The 18,746-nt window shown below is 64.8% G+C and carries 15 protein-coding genes; 10 read left to right on the top strand and 5 right to left on the bottom strand.

Going from position 1 to position 18,746, the window contains the following annotated elements:
* Positions 1-29 precede the first annotated feature (29 nt).
* Positions 30-1,274, bottom strand: coding sequence for a glycoside hydrolase family 27 protein (locus BT115_RS02600; RefSeq protein ID WP_072320981.1), 1,245 nt, complete (start codon positions 1,272-1,274; stop codon positions 30-32).
* 38 nt (positions 1,275-1,312) lie between these two features.
* On the opposite strand from BT115_RS02600, the gene BT115_RS18740 reads away from it, so the two are divergent.
* Positions 1,313-1,543 carry a hypothetical protein gene (locus BT115_RS18740; RefSeq protein ID WP_072320980.1) on the top strand — a complete coding sequence of 77 codons (231 nt, stop codon included), beginning with the start codon at positions 1,313-1,315 and terminating at the stop codon, positions 1,541-1,543.
* Between the two features lie 112 nt (positions 1,544-1,655).
* Positions 1,656-3,761: a phosphocholine-specific phospholipase C gene (locus BT115_RS02590; RefSeq protein WP_072320979.1), complete on the top strand. Its 2,106-nt coding sequence runs from the start codon at positions 1,656-1,658 to the stop codon at positions 3,759-3,761.
* Positions 3,762-3,810: 49 nt separating this feature from the next.
* Here the strand turns inward: BT115_RS02590 and BT115_RS02585 are convergent, their stop codons facing one another.
* The 3 genes from BT115_RS02585 to BT115_RS02575 form a co-directional block, all read right to left on the bottom strand.
* Positions 3,811-4,101: a hypothetical protein gene (locus tag BT115_RS02585; RefSeq protein WP_072320978.1), complete on the bottom strand. Its 291-nt coding sequence runs from the start codon at positions 4,099-4,101 to the stop codon at positions 3,811-3,813.
* Between the two features lie 136 nt (positions 4,102-4,237).
* Positions 4,238-5,101, bottom strand: a complete 864-nt coding sequence (locus tag BT115_RS02580; RefSeq protein ID WP_072320977.1) for a tetratricopeptide repeat protein — start codon at positions 5,099-5,101, stop codon at positions 4,238-4,240.
* A gap of 117 nt (positions 5,102-5,218) precedes the next feature.
* The gene (locus tag BT115_RS02575) at positions 5,219-6,754 is read right to left on the bottom strand and encodes a cryptochrome/photolyase family protein (protein WP_072320976.1); all 1,536 of its coding nucleotides are present in this window, start codon (positions 6,752-6,754) and stop codon (positions 5,219-5,221) included.
* Positions 6,755-6,904: 150 nt separating this feature from the next.
* On the opposite strand from BT115_RS02575, the gene BT115_RS02570 reads away from it, so the two are divergent.
* From BT115_RS02570 to BT115_RS02545, 7 genes are all read left to right on the top strand, one after another.
* Positions 6,905-7,438: a DUF488 domain-containing protein gene (locus BT115_RS02570; RefSeq protein WP_143144440.1), complete on the top strand. Its 534-nt coding sequence runs from the start codon at positions 6,905-6,907 to the stop codon at positions 7,436-7,438.
* A gap of 139 nt (positions 7,439-7,577) precedes the next feature.
* Entirely contained in the window at positions 7,578-7,742 is a 165-nt protein-coding gene (locus BT115_RS18620; RefSeq protein WP_177257358.1) for a hypothetical protein, read from the top strand.
* Between the two features lie 79 nt (positions 7,743-7,821).
* The gene (locus BT115_RS02565; RefSeq protein WP_072320974.1) at positions 7,822-9,402 is read left to right on the top strand and encodes an asparagine synthase-related protein; all 1,581 of its coding nucleotides are present in this window, start codon (positions 7,822-7,824) and stop codon (positions 9,400-9,402) included.
* 519 nt (positions 9,403-9,921) lie between these two features.
* Positions 9,922-10,161, top strand: a complete 240-nt coding sequence (locus tag BT115_RS02560) for a hypothetical protein (protein ID WP_072320973.1) — start codon at positions 9,922-9,924, stop codon at positions 10,159-10,161.
* Between the two features lie 116 nt (positions 10,162-10,277).
* On the top strand, positions 10,278-11,393 hold the full coding sequence (locus BT115_RS02555; RefSeq protein ID WP_072320972.1) for an efflux RND transporter periplasmic adaptor subunit: 1,116 nt from the start codon (positions 10,278-10,280) through the stop codon (positions 11,391-11,393).
* A complete protein-coding gene (locus BT115_RS02550) occupies positions 11,386-14,484 on the top strand; it encodes an efflux RND transporter permease subunit (RefSeq protein WP_072320971.1) in 3,099 nt (1,032 codons plus the stop codon). The genes BT115_RS02555 and BT115_RS02550 overlap by 8 nt, the downstream gene beginning before the upstream one ends.
* Before the next feature lie 2 nt (positions 14,485-14,486).
* A complete protein-coding gene (locus BT115_RS02545) occupies positions 14,487-15,980 on the top strand; it encodes an efflux transporter outer membrane subunit (RefSeq protein ID WP_072320970.1) in 1,494 nt (497 codons plus the stop codon).
* Positions 15,981-15,985: 5 nt separating this feature from the next.
* Here the strand turns inward: BT115_RS02545 and BT115_RS02540 are convergent, their stop codons facing one another.
* A complete protein-coding gene (locus BT115_RS02540) occupies positions 15,986-17,437 on the bottom strand; it encodes an MFS transporter (protein ID WP_072322212.1) in 1,452 nt (483 codons plus the stop codon).
* A 292-nt stretch (positions 17,438-17,729) separates the two neighbouring features.
* Between BT115_RS02540 and BT115_RS02535 the strand changes: the two genes are divergently transcribed.
* Positions 17,730-18,743 (top strand): LacI family DNA-binding transcriptional regulator, encoded by a 1,014-nt coding sequence (locus tag BT115_RS02535; protein ID WP_072320969.1) that lies wholly within the window; start codon positions 17,730-17,732, stop codon positions 18,741-18,743.
* The last annotated feature ends 3 nt before the right edge of the window (positions 18,744-18,746 follow it).

Genomic DNA, 18,746 nt, shown 5'->3' with positions numbered 1-18,746 from the left:
CAAGGACGTGAGTCTTTCGCCAAGGGTGTTCAAGCGTGGCGTGAGGGAAGGATCCGGGCTGCTGCCATGGGCGTGAGACGAAGCAGGATGACGCCGTGCCGGGCAATCACGGCGTGGAAGGGCGAGGTCTCGGTGCGCGAGGTGTGTGCCCAGAGATCGCGTACGTGGGCGCCAGAGCCGAAACGCGCGTGCACGCGCTGCCAGGGTATCGACACGGGCGCCGGGCGGTCGCCACGATTGAACAGACCTACCACCACGGAGCCGTCGCTCATGTCGCGGACCAGCACCTCGACGTCGCCCTGCTTCTCGATCCGCCGCGCGGGCTTGCCGGCGGGGTCTTGATCGACGGCGATCACTTCGCGGTTGAGCAGGATGTCCCGGGTTGCCGCGTCCATCGACGTGAGATCGTTGCCGGCCAACAGCGGCGCAGGCAGGAGAGACCAGAGACTCATCTGCGTACGGTATTCGTCCGGGGTCATCCCCCCGTTGCCGATCTCCAGCATGTCCGGGTCGTTCCAGTGCCCGGGGCCGGACCAGACGGTCAGGTCGAGCTGGCGAAACCCACGTTGGGACATGGAGGTCCAGTCGTCGCTGATGTCGGGCGTGGTGCGCCACATGTTCGCGCCAGTGCCCGGCCCCCACCGCCAGATGTCGAAGTCGCCGGATTGCGACAGGCTGTAGACCATCGGGCGGCCCGTCTTGCGCAAGGCGGCACCCATGCGTCGGAACAGGGCCTGCTGGTTTTCCAGCGTCACCGGATAGAGGTCTCGCGCGCCGCAATAGTCGTATTTGAGGAAGTCCACGCCCCAGGTAGCGAAGGTTCGGGCATCGCTGTCCTCGTGCCCATGGCTGCCGAGAAAACCCGCGCATGTGGTGGCGCCCGGCGACGAGTAGATCCCAAGTTTCAGTCCACGGGCGTGCACGTAATCCGCGAGCGCCTTCATGTCCCCGAACTTGTCGTTGGCCCGGATTTCACCAGCCGCGGTTCGGGTGCCTTCCCAGGTGTCGTCGATGTTCACATAGACGTAGCCCGCGTCGCGCATGCCGCTCGACACCATGGCGTCGGCCATGGCGCGGACGTCCTTCGCCGTGATGCGCCCGGCGAAATGGTTCCAACTGTTCCAACCCATCGGTGGACGCAACGCTAGCCCGTTGCCGGGGACGGCGGGAACCGGTGCCGGCGATGCAGCGTGAGGCGCATCCACCGCGGTGGCGACCAGCGGCATCAGGGCGAACAGACCGCACAGCAGGGCAGGAAGGAGGCGAAGTGTCATGGTGTCGCTAACGGCCGGAGGGCGAACGCCGAGCTTATATGACGGAACGCGGCGGTGGCCGGGATTCACAACGTGTCTACCCGTTCCGCCGTACATACCGCCGAATCCATTCCTATCGCTTCGACTTCGGGCTCGCCGAGGGCGACCCCGCCCTTGCGGCGATCGAGGAACGGCTCGCGGCGAAGCCCCCGACCACGGTCCCGGCCATCACGATCGCCCGGAATGCGACGACCTTCGCAGAATCCACATCGCCATACACGACGGCGTGACATTGGAACGACCCTGTCACATTTCACCGTGACACTCCGCTGCACAGGGCAACGCAGTAGCGGATCGCGTGGGCATGCGACGCATGCGCCCCATCCGCGCAAAGGGCACACCATGACGTCACACGATCGGCGGCACTTCCTCAAGCTTTCGCTCGGCGCAACGGGCGCCGCTCTCGCCGCCGGGGTCGTTCCCTCATCGATCACCAAGGCGCTTTCGATTCCTGCCTCGCGCCGAACGGGCACCCTCGCCGACGTGGAACACGTGGTGATCCTCATGCAGGAGAACCGTTCGTTCGACCATTATTTCGGCAGCCTGGGCGGCGTGCGTGGCTTCGGCGACACGCGCACTTTCACGCTCGCGAGCGGCCGCTCGGTATGGCATCAACCATACCCCGGGAGCCCCGACGACTACCTGCTGCCGTTCCACCCGGATGCCGAGCGACTCGGCCTGCAGTTCATCGAAGACCTGCCGCACGGCTGGAACGATACGCACGCGGCAGCCAACGGCGGCAAGTACGACGGATGGGTGCAGGCGAAGGGCACCACCACCATGGCGTACCTGACGCGCGAGGACATCCCGTTCCACTATGCGCTCGCGGATGCCTTCACGATCTGCGATGCATATCACTGCAGCATGCTTTCCTCGACCGATCCCAATCGCTACTACATGTGGAGCGGCTACGTCGGCAACGACGGGCAGGGCGCCGGTCCCGTGCTCGACAACGCCGAGAAGGGCTACCACTGGACGACCTATCCGGAGCGGCTGGAACAAGCGGGCGTCTCGTGGAAGATCTACCAGGACATCGGCACGGGCCTGGACGCGGCGGGAAGCTGGGGCTGGACCCCGAACCCGTACATCGGGAACTACGGCGACAACTCGCTTCTCTACTTCGACAACTACCGCAACGCGCAGCCGGGCAACCCGCTTTACGACAAGGCGCGTACCGGTACCGAGATCGCCCGAGGGCAGTCGCCCTTCGCCCTGCTGCGCGAGGACGTGATGGCGAACCGCCTGCCGCAGGTATCCTGGATCGCTGCACCCGAAGCCTATACCGAACATCCGAGCTGGCCTGCCAACTACGGCGCCTGGTACGTCGACGGTGTGCTGGATGCACTCACGTCGAATCCCGACGTGTGGAGCAAGACGGCGCTGTTCATCACCTACGACGAGAACGACGGCTTCTTCGATCACATCGTGCCGCCGTATGTACCGGCGTCCCGAGACCAAGGATTGTCGACGGTGTCGACCGAGGGCGAGTTGTATGCCGGCGGCCATGGCTTCGTGCCCGGCGTGTACGGTCTCGGCGTACGCGTGCCGATGCTCGTCGTTTCACCCTGGAGCACCGGCGGCTGGGTGTGCTCGGAGACCTACGACCACACGTCCATCCTGCGTTTTCTCGAAGCGCGTTTCGGCGTGCGCGAACCGAACATTTCCGCCTGGCGCCGTGCGGTGTGTGGCGACCTCACGCGTGCCTTCGATTTCTCGCGCCATGACGGCGATGCGCCTCGCCTACCCGCCACCGGGGATTACCGACCGGATCAGCAGAAGCACGACCCGCTGCACCCCGCGCCGCCTGCAGAGCAACGCATGCCGAAGCAGGAACCCGGCCAGCGCCCCTCGCGCGCCTTGGCCTATGACGTGGACGTACGCGGTCGCGTCGACACCGGCGCGGGCAAGTACGGGCTGGAATTCATCAACCAGGGAAAAGCCGGCGCATTCTTCCACGTGTTCTCCGCGGCGCGCACCGATGGTCCCTGGACCTATACGGTCGAAGCAGGCAAGTCGCTCGCGGACACATGGACAAGCCTCTACAGCGGCAATGCCTACGATCTGTCGGTAACCGGTCCCAACGGATTCCTTCGCCGCTTCGCCGGAAGCCAGCCCGTTCCCGATCCGGGCCCGCACGCGGCGCTGGAAGTGCACATCGCGGAAAGCGAACTCGACGGGTTGCTGCGTCTCGTCATCGTCAACGAGGGAAGCCGTGCCTGCATCGTGACGGTCAACCCGAGCGACGATTACACGCACCAACCCTCGCGCCGCCACGTCGTTCTGCCGGGCAGCCGCATCGAGAGTCTTTGGGAGATTCTTTCAAGCGATCACTGGTACGACATGACCGTCACCAGCGACCACGACCCGCATTTCCTGCGTCGTCTCGCCGGTCATCGCGAGACGGGGCGCCCGTCGCGCACCGATCCAGCGCTTTCGTCGCGACGCTGAGACGCGTTAAGGAACGCGCCGCCGCGATGCTTCGCGGCGGCGCGGAAACTCACTTGCCTTCCTGTACCAGGTTGGCGAACTTGCCTTTCTTGTCGAACTGGCAGGTGAAATTTTTCTTGCCATCGATGCCGGCGTCCGCCGTACCGCTCATCGTATAGCCCGAGTCCGACGACTGCAGGGGCTGGAGCTGGACGTAATCGTGCTTCACGTCGAACTTGTCGGCGGCCTCTTTTGTGCACTTCTCGGTCAGCTTGACCGGATCGGGGCGATCCGAGGCGAACGCGTGCGAGGCAAAGGCGAGGCCGAGCGAGGCGGCCAGGAGCAGGGTGGATTGGCGCATGGAACGATCTCCGTACGAGGCACGAGGCCGGAAACACTGCAGCCGGACTATGCCCCGGCCTTCCTTGCGCCAGGATGAATCGGGGGATTGCCCGAACCGGCGTCGTACAGCGCCGGTTCGGGGCTCAGACACGGGCTTACCAGCTGTCGTCGTCGGAGGAACTGCTGCTGTCGTCCCAGGACGCGTCATCGTTGCCCATATCGATCGGGTCATCGCGCAGGTCGTCGTAAGCCTGGCCCGTCGGGTCCGTAGGCTGATCGACGAACGTGCCCGCCGCGCGCGGGTCACCACCCGCGCCGAGGCCGGACTCGCCGTGACCACGCAAGGCTTCATCGAGCAGCATGCCTGCCGCCACACCGCCCAGGCCGGCCGCGACGGCCGTACCCACACCCGAATGCGCTGGGGCCGGCGGAGGGTAGGCACCATACGGTCCGTTGCCGCCGTATCCGCCATATGGCGGCTGCCCGTTCACCGGGGGCGGCGGATAGGCCGTGGCCGGCGGCACCGCGTCGCGGCGACGACGCATCAGGAAGAAGATCAGCAGCAAGGCGATGCCGCCGACGATCACGAGACCGAGATGCGACGAACCGCCCGTGGTCGCGGCGACGGGCGCGGCCACCGCCGGCGCCTGCGGAGCGTCAATGCTCCGCAGCGACCCCAAAGGGCGCTTCGCTCCCGGCGTGCCGAGTGCGGCGTCGAGTTTGCGCTGGAAGGCCTGGAACTTCGCCGGATCGGTGAAATGGGTGGCCGGGTCCAGCGACGACGCTTTCGTCGCCTCCGCCTTGGCTTCGCCAATGTTGCCCTGGTGTGCGAGCACTTCCGCGAGCACGTAATGCGCCTTGGCGCTCGACGGATGCTCGCTCACGGCTTGCCGGAGCAGCGTCTCGGCCGTCGCATAGTCGCCGCGGTCGATCGCCGCCTGCACATCCTTGGGGGAATCCGCTGCCGAGGCCGCAGTGGCCAGGCATAGCAGTACGAGGAAAAGCATCAGCTTCTTCATGGATATCTTCGATGTCGGCCACGTGGCACCGCACAGCGTACGCTCACGGAATTTTCCGCAGGCTTTCTTCCACGTCACGGATTCAGGAAGAACTTACGAAAGGCGCGTGGAGACGTCTCACGCCGAGGCGGCAAGGCTTGCCCTGAGTTCCGCGGCCTTGGCGCGTATGGCCGTCAACGTCTCGGGCGACAGCCGATCGAGCGACCGCCACTGCATGGCCGCGCGGGGATGATGGCGAAAGCGTTCCTCGTGACGGGCCAGGAAGTCCCAATACAAGGTGGTGAACGGACAGGCGCTGTCGCCCAGTGCGTCACCTGGACGGAAGCGGCAGCCGTCGCAATAGTTGCTCATCCGTTGGATATAACGGCCCGAAGCGACATACGGCTTCGACACCATGCGTCCTCCGTCGGAGAACTGGCTCATGCCGAGCGTATTGGGCGCTTCGACCCATTCGACGGCGTCCACGTAAACCGCCAGATACCACTCGTGCACGAGATGTGGTTCCACGCCGAGCAGCAGCGCGAAGTTGCCCGTGACCATCAAGCGCTGAATGTGATGCGCGTAGCCGAAGCGCAGCGTCTGGCCGATCGTTTCCGCAAGACAGCGCATGGGCGTCTCACCGGTCCAGTACCACGAGGGAAGGGCGCCATCGGCCTTCAACGCGTTGCCGCTGAGGAGGCGCGAGGGTGACAGCCAATACACGCCACGGACGAATTCACGCCAACCGAGGATCTGGCGGATGAAGCCTTCCGCGGATGCCAGTGGCACCTTGCCGGCGTCGTAGCGATCGAGCACGGCACGGATCACTTCGGCCGGACTCAGCAGCTTGAGGTTCATCGAACTCGACAGGCGCGCGTGGTAAAGCCATGGCTCGCCGGCCCACATCGCGTCCTGCCACTGGCCGAAGGCTAAGAGACGGTGATCGAGAAAATCGTCGAGCGCCGCCAGCGCATCGGCGCGCGTCACAGGCCAATCGAACGTCGACGGGTCACCCGGATGCTCGGGGAACGCTGAACTCACCTCGGCGATGGTTTCACGGGTCACCGCATCCGGTTCGAAACGCTGCGGCGCCGGAAGCCAGCCCGGGCCGGCGCGACCGAAGGCGCCGCGGTTGTCATGATCGTAATTCCAGCGGCCACCCACCGGCTTGCCATCCTCCAGCAGGACACCGTGGCGCACGCGCATCCAGCGGTAGAAGGCCTCCATGCGCCACTGGCTCTTGCCGTTGGCCCAGGTGGCGAAGTCCTCCGTGGAAACCATGAAATGGTTGTCGGGCCGTTCCACGTAGTCGATGCCGTGACGTGCGGCGATGGCGCGCAATCCCTCGCGCAGGCGATGCTCGCCGGGCCGTACGGCAACCAATCGCTTGGGCTGCCGCTGGGCCACGGTCTCGTCCAGCAAGGCGAGGAGGTCGTCAGGACCCGCGTCGTCGAGCCTCGTGTAAAGCAAGGGCAGGTCGGCATCCCGCAGCGCTTCGGCAAAGTGGCGCATGGCCGATAGAAACAAGGCACTGCGGGTCTTGTGCGACCATACGTGCGTCGATTCTCCGCGCCGTTCGGCCATCCACACCACGTCCTGCGCGCTATCGAACTCGTCGAAAGCATGGGAGTCGAGATTGAGCTGATCGCCCAGGACGATGACGAGATGGCGCATGGGTGGTGAAAGACCTGAGCGGCCCCGGCCGCGACACGACGATCGTGGCACAGCCATGACGGCGAGAAAACGCGCACGGGGTCTTCACCGGATATTGCCTGCACGACTGAGACCCTGAGCGGGATGACTCGAGCCTCGCCCGCACGTGACATGCCCCTCATGACCCTCGGTCACTCGAACCGAAGCATCGACGACTTCCTTGGCGTGCTGCAGGACTCGCACATCGAGCGTGTGGTGGACGTACGAACCTTTCCGCGTTCGCGCACCCATCCGCACTTCAACATCGAGACGCTTCCCGCGTCGCTGGCTGCGGTGGGTGTCGCATACGACTATCTGCCGGACCTCGGCGGGCGGCGACGCAAGTCGAAGGAGATCGATCCCGCCGTCAACGCGTTCTGGCGGGTGTCCGGATTTCACAACTACGCAGATCACGCGATGTCGGATGCCTTCCAGGCATCGCTGCGTAAACTGCTCGCGCTGGCCGACGAACGTCGCACCGCGATGATGTGCTCGGAGGTGCTCTGGTGGCGCTGCCACCGGCGCATCATCACCGACTACGCGATCGCCTCGGGCCGCGACGTGGTGCATGTCTTCGACGTGGGACATAGCGAGCTTGGGCGAATGACACCGGCAGCCATCGTTCGAACGGATGGCCTGCTCGCGTATCCGGCGACGGACACGTAACGACCGGGCCATGCACATTTCTGGCAGTGAACATCATGCCAAAGGCCGTTAACGCGTAGTTCTCGCAAGGCCGCACGCCGGACCATCGTGTTACGGTCCCAAGGCCGCATCTGGCGGCGTATGACCTCAGGAGCGTTCCATGGATAAGCGCGATCAGGTGATGCACGACTCGAACCCGTTTGGCATCCAGATGGAAGCACCGATGCAACCGACCGTGACGGTCGGCAAATGGGCGCCGAAGATCGACGACACGGGCGACATTGGCCGCATCGGCTCCATCCACGGCGGCGGCGACTGGGGCTGAGTCCCCCGGAACTTCGTTCCGCTACGCACGCCGAAGCCGCCTTCTTCCGAAGGCGGCTTTCTTCGCAGGGAGCTCACCGGTGATCAAGGCCGAGATATCGCTATCGGATCTGTCGTTCGAACCCACGATCAAACAAGGCGCCCTGTCCGTCGGCGCAAGCTGGATCCGGGCCCACGCCCACCCGTTGCTGGAAACCGTATGCGTTCGCGCGCCGGAGCAATGGTTCGTGGTGGTCAGGGAGCGAAAGGCATCCAGGGATGCGATCCACGCCGAGGCAGGGAAGCTTGTCGTCGAGTACACCGACGAAGCCCGCTTCCATTCGCTCTATCAAGAAAGCCTGCTCTGGCCGCTCGACTACGTGATGATCGAAGTCGCGCAAGCAGGCCACCGCCTGCGCATTCGCGCTGGCGTGCTTGGCGCGGTTCCGGTGTACGCGCGAGTGCTCGATGACCGCGTGACCCTTACCTGGGATTCGGCCGAGTTCGCCGATGGTCCGGCAGCGATCGATACGGAAGTCGCCAGCCATCAACTGGCGCTGCACACCTTGTATGGCGCGCGGCAGCTGTATACGGGCGTGGTGTTGCTCACCGAACGTGCCTCACTGCACGTGGAGCCGGGCAAGGCTCGGTTTCGCTATCCGGAGTCGATCGCGCCCACGACGCCGTCGCCGGAAGACGGCGAGGATGTACTGCCGCGATTCGCAGACGCATTGCAAAAGGTCTTGAGCCTGCGTCCCTGGCTGGGTGCCGCGTCGGTCGAATTGAGTGGCGGCATGGACTCCGCGACGGTCGCCACGGCGCTCGTGCAATGGCATGAGCATATCGACAGCAAGGGGATTCTTCTGGACGGCGATGTCCGCGGACCGCAGGTCCATCGACGGCGCCTGATCGCCGAACGCCTGGGACTGTCCGACCGGACCGTCGATATCGCCGACTACCCACCGAACCTGGATCTTTCGCCATCGCAGCGCCCGTACGGGTTCTGTCACGATTTCTACCTGGATGCCTGTTCCGCGCTATGGGACTCGGCGTCCGTCAAGGGCCGGCATGTCATGTTCACCGGGATTGGCGGTGACGAACTGTTCCCTGCCTACCGGAGTGAAGTGTCCGAAAGCGCCATGGCCGGCCCGGCCTGGGCCAAGGATGCGCGCAGCTTTGCCGAAGGTCTGCTGACGCCGCGAGCACTCAACGCCGCGCGCAGTCGAACGCTCTTCGATGCGCCCGAGAGTCCTGTGCCTGCGACGTCGCTGTTGGCCCAGGCATGCCGTGCGCCGGACCTGCTTGCGCATGGCCAATGGCCCGTCAACCCATTGAGCGATCCGCGTCTCACCGCGTTCTGCCATCGCCTGCCGCGAAGCAGCCGCGAGGGAAGGGAAGTGATGCGCCGCTATCTCGAAAACCATTTGGGCGCCGATGTGTTCCCAAAGGGCTACATCAAGGAAACCTTCGCCAACGTGCTGCCGCCGCTCATCGCACGCCATGCGAAGACACTCGCTGCACAGCTTCGCGAATGCGCTCTGGCGGATATTGGACTCGTCGACCGCACCGCGGTATTCAAGCTGTTGGAAACGATCGAGCGGACACAGGAGCACCCGGCGACCTCGGCGTTCGCGTCCTTTCTGTGGCTGGAGCGATGCGCGCGACAGGCTGCATGCGGATAACGACTGTGGGACCCGCTACAGCGGCGAGAAGCCAATGAAGCGATATTGTGGGAGCCGCCATGGCGGCGAGAAGCCAACGGAGCGGCGACGCGGGAAACCTGCAGGTAACGATGAAACGCTGAGGCAAGTTTCCCCTCGCCGCCATGGCGGCTCCTACAACAAGCCGCGACGCACGACAAACCGCGACGCGGAGAGTTGGCCTCTCAGCGAAGAACCTATTTTTTGCTGTGCGCTGACGCAAGAACTTTCGTCTGCAAGGGCATTGACTCTGTCGCAGTGCGTCAAGACAATGCGCGGGCCGTCGGCCACCAGCGCCCGCGGCATTCCTGTCCGACCAAACCAAGGCATATGGACGATAACCCTAGTCGCCATGTCGACATCCGCGAGCATCGGATGCCGGCGTCGCATCACAAGCTGATTGCCTGCGGCGACCGCCTGCGGTCGGCCGGCGCTTTCCTCGACTAGGGAAGACCGGCCCACTCCTGACGGCCGTCTTGGGCCGTAACGAGGAGATGGGCTATGAAGCTCCTTCGCGATGTCTTTCGTCTGCGCGCTGCGGGCCGATCGCTGCTGGATCGCCGTGTCGCTTCCCGCCATGACTGGACCATCACGGTCCCCGCACCGCTGAACACGTCGGTGACCATGGCAACCATTGATATGCACTGGCATCGCGAACCGGGCAGTGAGCGCCCGGTCGCGCGCTGGCATCGGCACGTTGCCCTGAAGAGCTCCGACCCGTTCCCACGGGTCTTTGCGTGAACACGCCGCGGAGCATGCCGTCGCCCTGACGGGCGATATCCATTCTCTCCGTGCCATTCCTGCTCGTAGGCCATGACCCGCGACGGGTTCTCTATGCCAAAGCACCGGGAATTCCCATGCTGTTCCATGCTCGCCATACCCTTACGGCCCTGATCCTTTCTCTACTCTTGGCAGCCTGTTCCAACGCCAGCCCCTCTCAGGAAGCGACACCGGCCGTCGTCGTCGATCACGGTGTCATCCGTGTACCGCCGGCTTCTCCGCTTCGTACGCGTCTGAAAGTGCAGTCCGTAGCGCTGCACGGGCTGCCCCATGCTTTGTCGGCACCCGCACTCGTCGAGGCCGATCCCGCCCATACCATCAACGTTCTGGCACCGCTGACGGGGCGCATCACCGAGCTCGACGTCAGGCTCGGCGATCGCGTGAAGCGTGGACAGCTCCTGGCCGTGATGGCGTCGAGCGACTACGCCCAAGCCGTTACCGACCAGCAGAAGGCAACCGATGCGCTCGCACTCGCCAAGGCGACGCTCGATCGCGCCGAAGGCGTGAAGCAGGCCGGCGGTGCCGCCCAGAAAGATCTGGACGCCGCACGCAGCGCCTTCATCCAGGCGCGCGCCGAGCACGATCGCACACAGGCGCGGCTGGATTCGATCACGAGTGACACCACTCACCCAGGCAGCGCCCGCCACATGGCGGTGGTCGCTCCGACGGATGGCAGCATCACGGCGCTATCGGCCGCGCCGGGTGCTTTCGTCAATGACGCCTCGGCAGCGCTGATGACGATCACCGACCTGCGCCATGTATGGGTCACCGCGAACGTGGCAGAAAACGAGTCGGCCGAGATCACGCCTGGACTGTCGGCCGATATCGTTCTGCCGGGCCTTCCAGGGCGGCATGTGCAGGGCACCGTCCAGTCGGTGAGTGACGTGCTCGATCCGGACTCGCGCCGCGTCAAGGCGCGTATCGCCGTGTCGAACGCCGACGCCGCGCTGAAGGTCAACATGTTCGCCACGGCGACCTTCCAGGTGCCGCAGACGAAGGCGCTGCTGGTGCCTCAATCGGCACTGCTTATGAACAACGACAACGTCACCGTTTTCGTGGAGGTGTCGCCCTGGGCGTTCCGTCGCCGAACCGTCGTGCTGGGCGCCGACGAGGGCGATCAGGCGCGCATCCTCGAGGGACTGCAGCCCGGTGATCGGGTGGTCGTGGCCGGTGGAGTGCTGATCAATGATTGACAAGATCATTGCCTGGTGTCTCCACCGGCGCGGATTGGTGTTCGGCATCGCCATGCTCGTCGCGATCTATGGGCACTACGCATGGACCCAGTTGGCGGTGGAGGCGTATCCGGAACTCAGCGACGTGACGGTGCAGGTCACGACACAGGTGCCTGGTCTGGCCGCCGAAGAGATCGAACAACAGATCACCACGCCGCTGGAGCGCGCATTGGCCGGCACACCCGGGCTGACGTCGATGCGTTCCAGCAGCACCTTCGGCCTCTCCCTGATCACGCTGGTCTTTCGCGATGGCGCGGAGATCTATTGGTCTCGCCAACGCGTCACTGAGCGCATTGCCGGCGTCACCCTGCCGCAGGGCGTGACACCGGGTCTCGATCCGGTGTCCGGACCGGCGGGCGAGATTTACCGCTACACGCTGGAATCGGACACGCACAACCTGATGGAGCTCTCGGAGATCCAGCGCTGGAAAGTGATCCCCGCCCTGCAACAAGTGCCCGGCGTGGCGAACGTCGACAACTTCGGCGGCTTCACCAAGGAATTCCAGCTGGAGGTCGATCCGCAGAAGCTGCTGCAGTTCGGCGTGGGCATGAACGACGTGATCGCCGCGCTCAGTGCCAACAACACCAATGCCGGGGGCGGCCGCGTGACGCGTGGCGAGCAGTCCTACGTCATCCGCGGTGAGGGTCTGATGCGCTCGCTCAAGGACATGGGCGATATCGTGGTGACCCAGCACAACGGCGATCCGATACGCGTGCGCGACCTGGGCACGTTGCAGGACGGTCATCAGATTCGCGAAGGCATCCTGGGCAAGGACGGCAACCCCGACACCATCGAGGGCATCGTCGATCTGTTGCTGGGCGAAAACCCGTCCATGGTGCTCAAAGGCATTCACGCGAAGGTCGACGAACTGAACCGGCAACTTGCGCCGTCCGGCGTACGCATCGTGCCATTCCTCGATCGCGACGATCTGGTGCAGGCCACGGTGAGCAAGGTTGGGCACACGGTGATCGAAGGTGTGGCCCTGGTTTGCCTGGTGCTGATCCTGTTCCTCGGCAGCCCGCGCGCCGCACTCGTGGCCGCGGTGACCATTCCGTTTGCGTTGATCACGACCTTCATCGTCATGCATTTCACCGGGATGCCGGCCAATCTCTTCTCGCTGGGGGCCATCGACTTCGGCGTGATCGTGGACGGCGCGATCGTGGTGACCGAAGCGATCCTGCGCAAACGCGAGGCCCGGCCACAGGCCTACCTGCACGAAGCCGACGTACTGAGCGCGGTCAAGCAGGTGGCACGGCCGATCTTCTTCGCCACGCTGATCATCATCACCGCATATGCGCCGCTGTTGGCGTTCGAGCGGGCCGAGGGCAAGTTGTTCTCGCCGATGGCGCATACGGTGGGCTACGCGTTGCTCGGCGCACTGCTGTGTGCGATCACTCTTGTTCCGGCACTGGCCTGGCTGGCCCTACGCAAGCCGCGCAAGATGTTCCACAACAAGCCTCTGGAACGCCTGCAGACAGGCTATCGCCGAACGCTGGAACGGTTGCTCGGCCATCCGCGAATCACCTACGCGATCGTCGTCGGCGCATTGGCCGCGGTGATCGCGCTGGGCGCGACCATAGGCCGTGAATTCCTGCCGGACCTGGATGAGGGTTCGCTATGGGTGCAGGTGCAGTTGCCCAGCGGACTGTCGCTGGAAAAGGCCAGCGAGATGGCGAGCGAATACCGTCACGTGGTGGGCGCATTTCCCGAGGTCAGCTACGTGGTGACCCAACTGGGTCGCAACGATACGGGTAGCGATCCCTGGACACCGTCGCACATCGAGTCCGGTGTGGGTCTCAAACCGTACGCGCAGTGGCCGAACGGCGAGAGCAAGGCCGAATTCATCCGGCACCTCAATGCGCGCCTGCAACAGATACCGGGGATCAGCGTAGGCATCAGCCAGCCGATCATCGACGGCGAGAACGATATGGTCGGGGGCGCCCACAGTCCCTTGGTGCTGCGCGTCTACGGCGAGGAGTTCAAGGAACTCCGCCGCATCGGTGGGGAGATCGTGGACGTGCTCAAGACCGTGCGGGGCACCGCCGATGCTTCCATCTTTCAGGAGCCGCCGATTCCCCAGCTGACGGTCACGGTCGATCGCGACGCGGCGGCGCGCTATGGCATCAACGTGGCGGACATCAACACGCTCATCCAGACCGGCGTGGGCGGTGCCCCCATTACGCAGGCCTACGTCGAGGATCGGGTCTACAACGTGACGGCGCACGTGCCGCACCAGGTAGCCGCCGATCCCGAGGCGCTCGGCAAGCTGGTGTTGACGGCTCCCTCCGGTGCGCGCGTGCCTCTGGCGATGGTGACCCGCATCGTTCTGCAAACCGGTGAAAGCACCATTGCCCATGAAGGAGCCGAGCGGCAACTGACCGTGCGCATCGACAATCGCGACCGGGCCTTGTCGGACTACCTCGCCGAAGCGCAGGACAAGATTGCCGCCAAGGTGAAGTTCGATCCGCAAAAGTATCACCTGGAGTGGGCCGGCCAATTCGAGAACCAGCAGCGCGCCCAGGCACGTCTCGTGCTGGTCATGGGTCTGGTACTTGCCGTGATGGCGGTGTTCCTGTTCGCCGAATTCGGCAATCTCCGCCAGGCGTTGCTGGTACTGGGCGTTGTTCCGCTCGCTGCGCTGGGTGGCCTGGTGTCGCTGCACGTGAAGGGCGAGACGCTCAATATCGCTACGGCCGTGGGTTTCATCGCGCTGTTCGGCGTAGCCGTGCAGAACGGGATCATCATGGTGTCGAACTTCAATCGCATGCGTCGCGAAGGACATGGCGTGCGCGACGCCGTACTCATCGGCTCCGCCGAGCGCTTTCGCCCTGTACTGATGACGGCCACGGTGGCGAGTATCGGCATGCTGCCGGCAGCGCTCGCCACCGGTATCGGCACCGATGTACAGCGCGGACTGGCGACGGTCGTGGTCGGCGGCCTCGTGATCGCGACCTTGCTCACGCTGTTCATCCTTCCGGCGCTTTACGACGTGCTCGAGCGCTTCATGGAGCGCCGCCGTCGGCGCCACTCGCAGCCCGCCAAGGAGATCTGACCATGTGGATTGCACTCAAGCATGCCAGCCGGTGGTCCGTGACCGGCGTCATCATCGTGTTGGCGGGCTGCGCTGTGGGCCCCGACTATCGGCGCCCGTCGACGCCGGAGGCCAAGTCCTTCGCGCCACAACCGCTGCCGCAAGCCACGGTCGGCACTGCAGGTGCCGACGGAGAGACGCAGCGCTTCGTCGCGTCCATGGATATCCCCGGCCAATGGTGGGCCTTGTTCCACTGCGCGCCGCTCAATGCGTTGCTTGACGACGCGCTTGCGCACAACGCCGATGTAGATGCGGCCCAGGCAGCGCTTCGAGTGGCGTGGGAGAACGTCTACGCCCAGCGCGGAACCTATTTTCCTGCCGTCGCGGCCGGCCTCGAGCCGACGCGGCAAGACGTTGCCAAGGACGTCGCCACGTCGGCCGCCTCGGGAAGCAGCCTGTACAGCCTGACCACGGCGCAGGTCAGCGTGTCGTACTCGCCAGACCTTTGGGGCGGCAATCGCCGCCAGGTGGAGTCGCTGGTGGCGCAGGCACAGGCACAGCGCTTTCAGGTGGAAGCGACCTACCTGACACTGACGAGCAACCTGGTGAATGCGGCGATCGAAGAAGCCTCGTTGCGCGGGCAGCTCGACGCCACGCACCGCATGGTCGAACTACAGACGCAGGTTCTGGACACCGTAAAGCGGCAATATGCGCTCGGCGATGTGTCGGAGGCTGCCGTGGCTGCCCAGGTGGCGACGCTGGAGCAGAGTCGCGCTGCGCTGCCGCCGCTGGAAAAGCAACTCGTCCAGCAGCGGGATCTGATCGCCGCCTTGGCGGGCCGCACGCCGGACCGCCCTGTGGCGGTCACGTTCACGCTGGATGACCTTCGCCTTCCCAGTGAACTACCGCTCAGCATGCCGGCTCAACTGCTGGAACAACGTCCCGACGTACGTGCCGCCGAGGAAGCGTTGCATGCGGCCAGTGCGAACGTGGGAGTAGCCATCGCCAATCGGTTGCCCAACATCCAGATCGACGCCACCTTCGGTCGTTCGTCCGAAAAGGCCAGCCGCTTGTTTGCCGGCGAGGCCGGGTTCTGGAATCTGGCGGGCAATGTGACCCAGCCCTTGTTCGACGGCGGCGCGCTCAAGCACAAACAGCGTGCGGCGGAGGCGGCTTATCGGGAGGCGTCTGCCCAATACCGCAGCACCGTGATCAGTGCCATGCAGAACGTCGCCGATGCGCTCCATGCGATCCATGCGGATGCCGAGGGAATGGCAGCCGCCGAACGGGCCGAAGACGCCGCGGCGCACAGCCTGGACATTGCCAGGCGCCAGTTGGCACTCGGCGATATCAGCGAGAGCAGCTTGCTCGCCGCGGAGGTGACATGGCAGCAGACAAATCTTGCGCTGGTACAGGCCCGGTCGGCGCGGTACTCGGACACGGTGGCGTTGTTTCAGTCGCTAGGCGGTGGCTGGTGGAATCGCCGTGACACGGTCGCGAAGCTCTCGCCCCAGTGATGAGGTTATCCCTTATCGCCAGCAGGCTGGCTCCCACCTCGTCCAGGCCCGGGGACATACAGCACACAAAGGCCCGCGATGAACAAGCTGAAGCCTCCCAGGCCGAGTGCCCAGATCGGCTGGTTGTGGAAACACAGTCGCAGGAGCAGACCCAGGATGCTGGCGGCGAGCACCTGGGGGATGACGATGAAGAAGTTGAAGATGCCCATGTAGACGCCCATCTTCGCGGTCGGGAGGTGGTCCGACAGCAACGCATACGGCAGCGACAGGATCGATGCCCAGGCAAAGCCGACACCTACCATCGAGGCGAGCAGCCAGCGTGGATCGCGAATGTAGAGGAAGGACAACAGGCCCGCGCCGCCCAGACAGAGGTTGACCATGTGGCTGATGCGCAAGCCCCAGCGCCGGACCATGAAGGGAATGACGATCGCAGCGAGGGCGCCGAAGCCGTTGTATGCGGCGAACAACACGCCCACCCAGTTCGCACCCTCGTTGTAGATCGACGAACTTGTATCGCTGGTCCCGTAGATGGTCTGGGTGACCCCGGCCGTGGTGTAGATCCACATCGCGAACAGCGCGAACCAGGAGAACAACTGGACACCGGCCAGACGCCGCATCGAGTCGGGCATGCCGTAGAGGTCGCCAACGACCTCGCGCAGCATGCCGCGGCTGCGTGTGCGGCTGAGCCAGGTAAGCATGAGCCCGAACGCGAGCAGACCGCCGGAGAGGAGGTAGACCTCCCGCTCGAGCGTGAAGTACCGGATGGCGAACAGCACCATGACACCCGCGACAAGTAGCAGGAGCCCAGGGCGCACGGCGCGCGATACGTCCACCGGCAGACCTTCGGGCACCGTGTCCGCGAAGGAACGCAGTTGCGCAGGGGAGTACTCCCGCGTCGTCAGCATGGTCCACAGCACAGCGCCCAGCAGCACGGCACCGCCGACATAGAAGGCGTACTTCACCGTGTCCGGTATGCCGCCGTCCGGCGCCACGTTCGCGACACCGAACCGCGCGAGCGACCACGGCAGCAGCGATGCCACCACCGCGCCCGCGCCAATGAAGAAGCTCTGCATCGCAAAGCCTGCGGGTCCTTGCTTCGTGGGCAACTGATCGCCGACCAGCGCGCGAAATGGCTCCATCGACACGTTGATCGAGGCATCCAGAATCCACAGCAGACCGGCGGCGATCCACAACGCGGGCGCGTTCGGTAACCAGAGCAAGGCCAGGGAAGCGAACACTGCGCCGGCCAGGAAGTACGGCCGCCGCCTGCCGAGACGGTTCCAGGTGCGATCGGAGTAGTGCCCCACGATCGGCTGCACGATCAATCCGGTCAGCGGCGCGGCGATCCACAGCGCGGGAATGTCGTTGAGGTTCGCACCGAGTGTCTGGAAGATCCGGCTGACGTTGGCGTTCTGCAGCGCAAGGCCGAACTGAAGGCCGAGAAAGCCGAAGCACATGTTCCATATCTGCCAGAACGACAGCGTCGACCGCTTCGTCACGGGTAGCTGGCTGGGCGGCGGACACAGCCGGGCCGCAAGCGAACGCTCATCGGCGGCTTGCTCGGCATGCATGTGGCTGGCCTGCGCTGCGTTGATCCAGGACACCGGTTCCTCCTCCCGGACGCAGTTATGTCATGGCGCGGCGCCTCGCGCATGCTGCGGACGCAGCATCGAGGCCTTTCTCCGCGCTTGTAAAGGGCAGGGCTGTGGCGGCATAGTCGAACGAAGGTTTGAGGACAGCGGAGAATCCATGCGGGTACGCCTCGAAGATGTGGCGCGCGCAGCGGGCGTATCGCCCAAGACGGTGTCACGCGTGCTCAACGACGAGGCCAACGTCACCGATGCCACGCGGCAGCGGGTGCGCGCCGCCATGGAGGCGATGGACTATCGCCCCCATCCGTCGGCGCGCAGCCTGGCAGGCAATCGCTCGTTCGTCGTGGCGATGCTGTACGACAACAACGACAACCCGTCCTCGACCTACCTGGCGGAAATCCAGGACGGCGTGCTCGAGGCTTGCGACGCGCATCGCTACAGCATGATGGTGCGGCCGTTGCGCATGCGCGATGGCGATTTCATCCGCCGCCTCGACGCGCTGATTGCCGATCATCACCCCGACGGAGTGGTGCTGACGCCGCCCATTACCGACTATGCGCCGCTGCTGAAACGCCTGCGTGAACACAAGGTGCCGTATGCCAGCGTGTCCCCGTTGCATCGCGGGAAGACCGTTGGCGTAACCATGGACGAGCAGGGTGCCGCACGTGCGATCGTCGAGCATCTGCTGGCCCTCGGGCACCGGCGCATCGCGCACGTGATCGGTATCGCGAACCATGGAGCGAGCCGATGGCGCCTGGCAGGCTATCGCGATGCGATGGCTGCGGCGGGACTGCCGGAAGATCCCGCCTTGGTCGTGCAAGGCGCCTTTACCTTCAGCTCGGGCGTGCTGGCTGCGCAGCAACTGTTGTCGCTGAGCGAACGCCCGACAGCCGTCTTCGCCGCCAACGACGACATGGCGACCGGTGTGATGTGGGCGGCTGGCGAATATGGTTTGAAGGTGCCGCACGATCTGTCGGTCTGTGGATTCGACGACACGCCGTTGTCGCGCCAACTGTGGCCGGCACTCACCACCGTCCAGCAACCCGCCCGTGAAATGGGAAAGATCGCGGCGGAGCAGTTGCTCGGCATGCTGCGCAGTCACAGCGTCGGCCAACTGGTGCAGATGCCGTACACCCTCCAGATCCGCGGTTCCACGGCCGCAGCTCCCTGAGAT

Origin of the sequence: Luteibacter sp. UNCMF366Tsu5.1 (assembly GCF_900119235.1) — a bacterium.
In the GTDB taxonomy this organism is placed as follows: Bacteria; Pseudomonadota; Gammaproteobacteria; order Xanthomonadales; family Rhodanobacteraceae; genus Luteibacter; species Luteibacter flocculans.
This window is presented reverse-complemented; position numbering and strand designations above follow the sequence as displayed.

Excerpts from the sequence above, each read along its gene's own strand:
- BT115_RS02600 (WP_072320981.1), bottom strand. The coding sequence starts at position 1,274 with ATGACACTTCGCCTCCTTCCTGCCCTGCTGTGCGGTCTGTTCGCCCTG.
- BT115_RS18740 (WP_072320980.1), top strand. The coding sequence starts at position 1,313 with ATGACGGAACGCGGCGGTGGCCGGGATTCACAACGTGTCTACCCGTTC.
- BT115_RS02590 (WP_072320979.1), top strand. The coding sequence starts at position 1,656 with ATGACGTCACACGATCGGCGGCACTTCCTCAAGCTTTCGCTCGGCGCA.
- BT115_RS02585 (WP_072320978.1), bottom strand. The coding sequence starts at position 4,101 with ATGCGCCAATCCACCCTGCTCCTGGCCGCCTCGCTCGGCCTCGCCTTT.
- BT115_RS02580 (WP_072320977.1), bottom strand. The coding sequence starts at position 5,101 with ATGAAGAAGCTGATGCTTTTCCTCGTACTGCTATGCCTGGCCACTGCG.
- BT115_RS02575 (WP_072320976.1), bottom strand. The coding sequence starts at position 6,754 with ATGCGCCATCTCGTCATCGTCCTGGGCGATCAGCTCAATCTCGACTCC.
- BT115_RS02570 (WP_143144440.1), top strand. The coding sequence starts at position 6,905 with ATGCCCCTCATGACCCTCGGTCACTCGAACCGAAGCATCGACGACTTC.
- BT115_RS18620 (WP_177257358.1), top strand. The coding sequence starts at position 7,578 with ATGGATAAGCGCGATCAGGTGATGCACGACTCGAACCCGTTTGGCATC.
- BT115_RS02560 (WP_072320973.1), top strand. The coding sequence starts at position 9,922 with ATGAAGCTCCTTCGCGATGTCTTTCGTCTGCGCGCTGCGGGCCGATCG.
- BT115_RS02555 (WP_072320972.1), top strand. The coding sequence starts at position 10,278 with ATGCTGTTCCATGCTCGCCATACCCTTACGGCCCTGATCCTTTCTCTA.
- BT115_RS02550 (WP_072320971.1), top strand. The coding sequence starts at position 11,386 with ATGATTGACAAGATCATTGCCTGGTGTCTCCACCGGCGCGGATTGGTG.
- BT115_RS02545 (WP_072320970.1), top strand. The coding sequence starts at position 14,487 with ATGTGGATTGCACTCAAGCATGCCAGCCGGTGGTCCGTGACCGGCGTC.
- BT115_RS02540 (WP_072322212.1), bottom strand. The coding sequence starts at position 17,437 with ATGTGCTTCGGCTTTCTCGGCCTTCAGTTCGGCCTTGCGCTGCAGAAC.
- BT115_RS02535 (WP_072320969.1), top strand. The coding sequence starts at position 17,730 with ATGCGGGTACGCCTCGAAGATGTGGCGCGCGCAGCGGGCGTATCGCCC.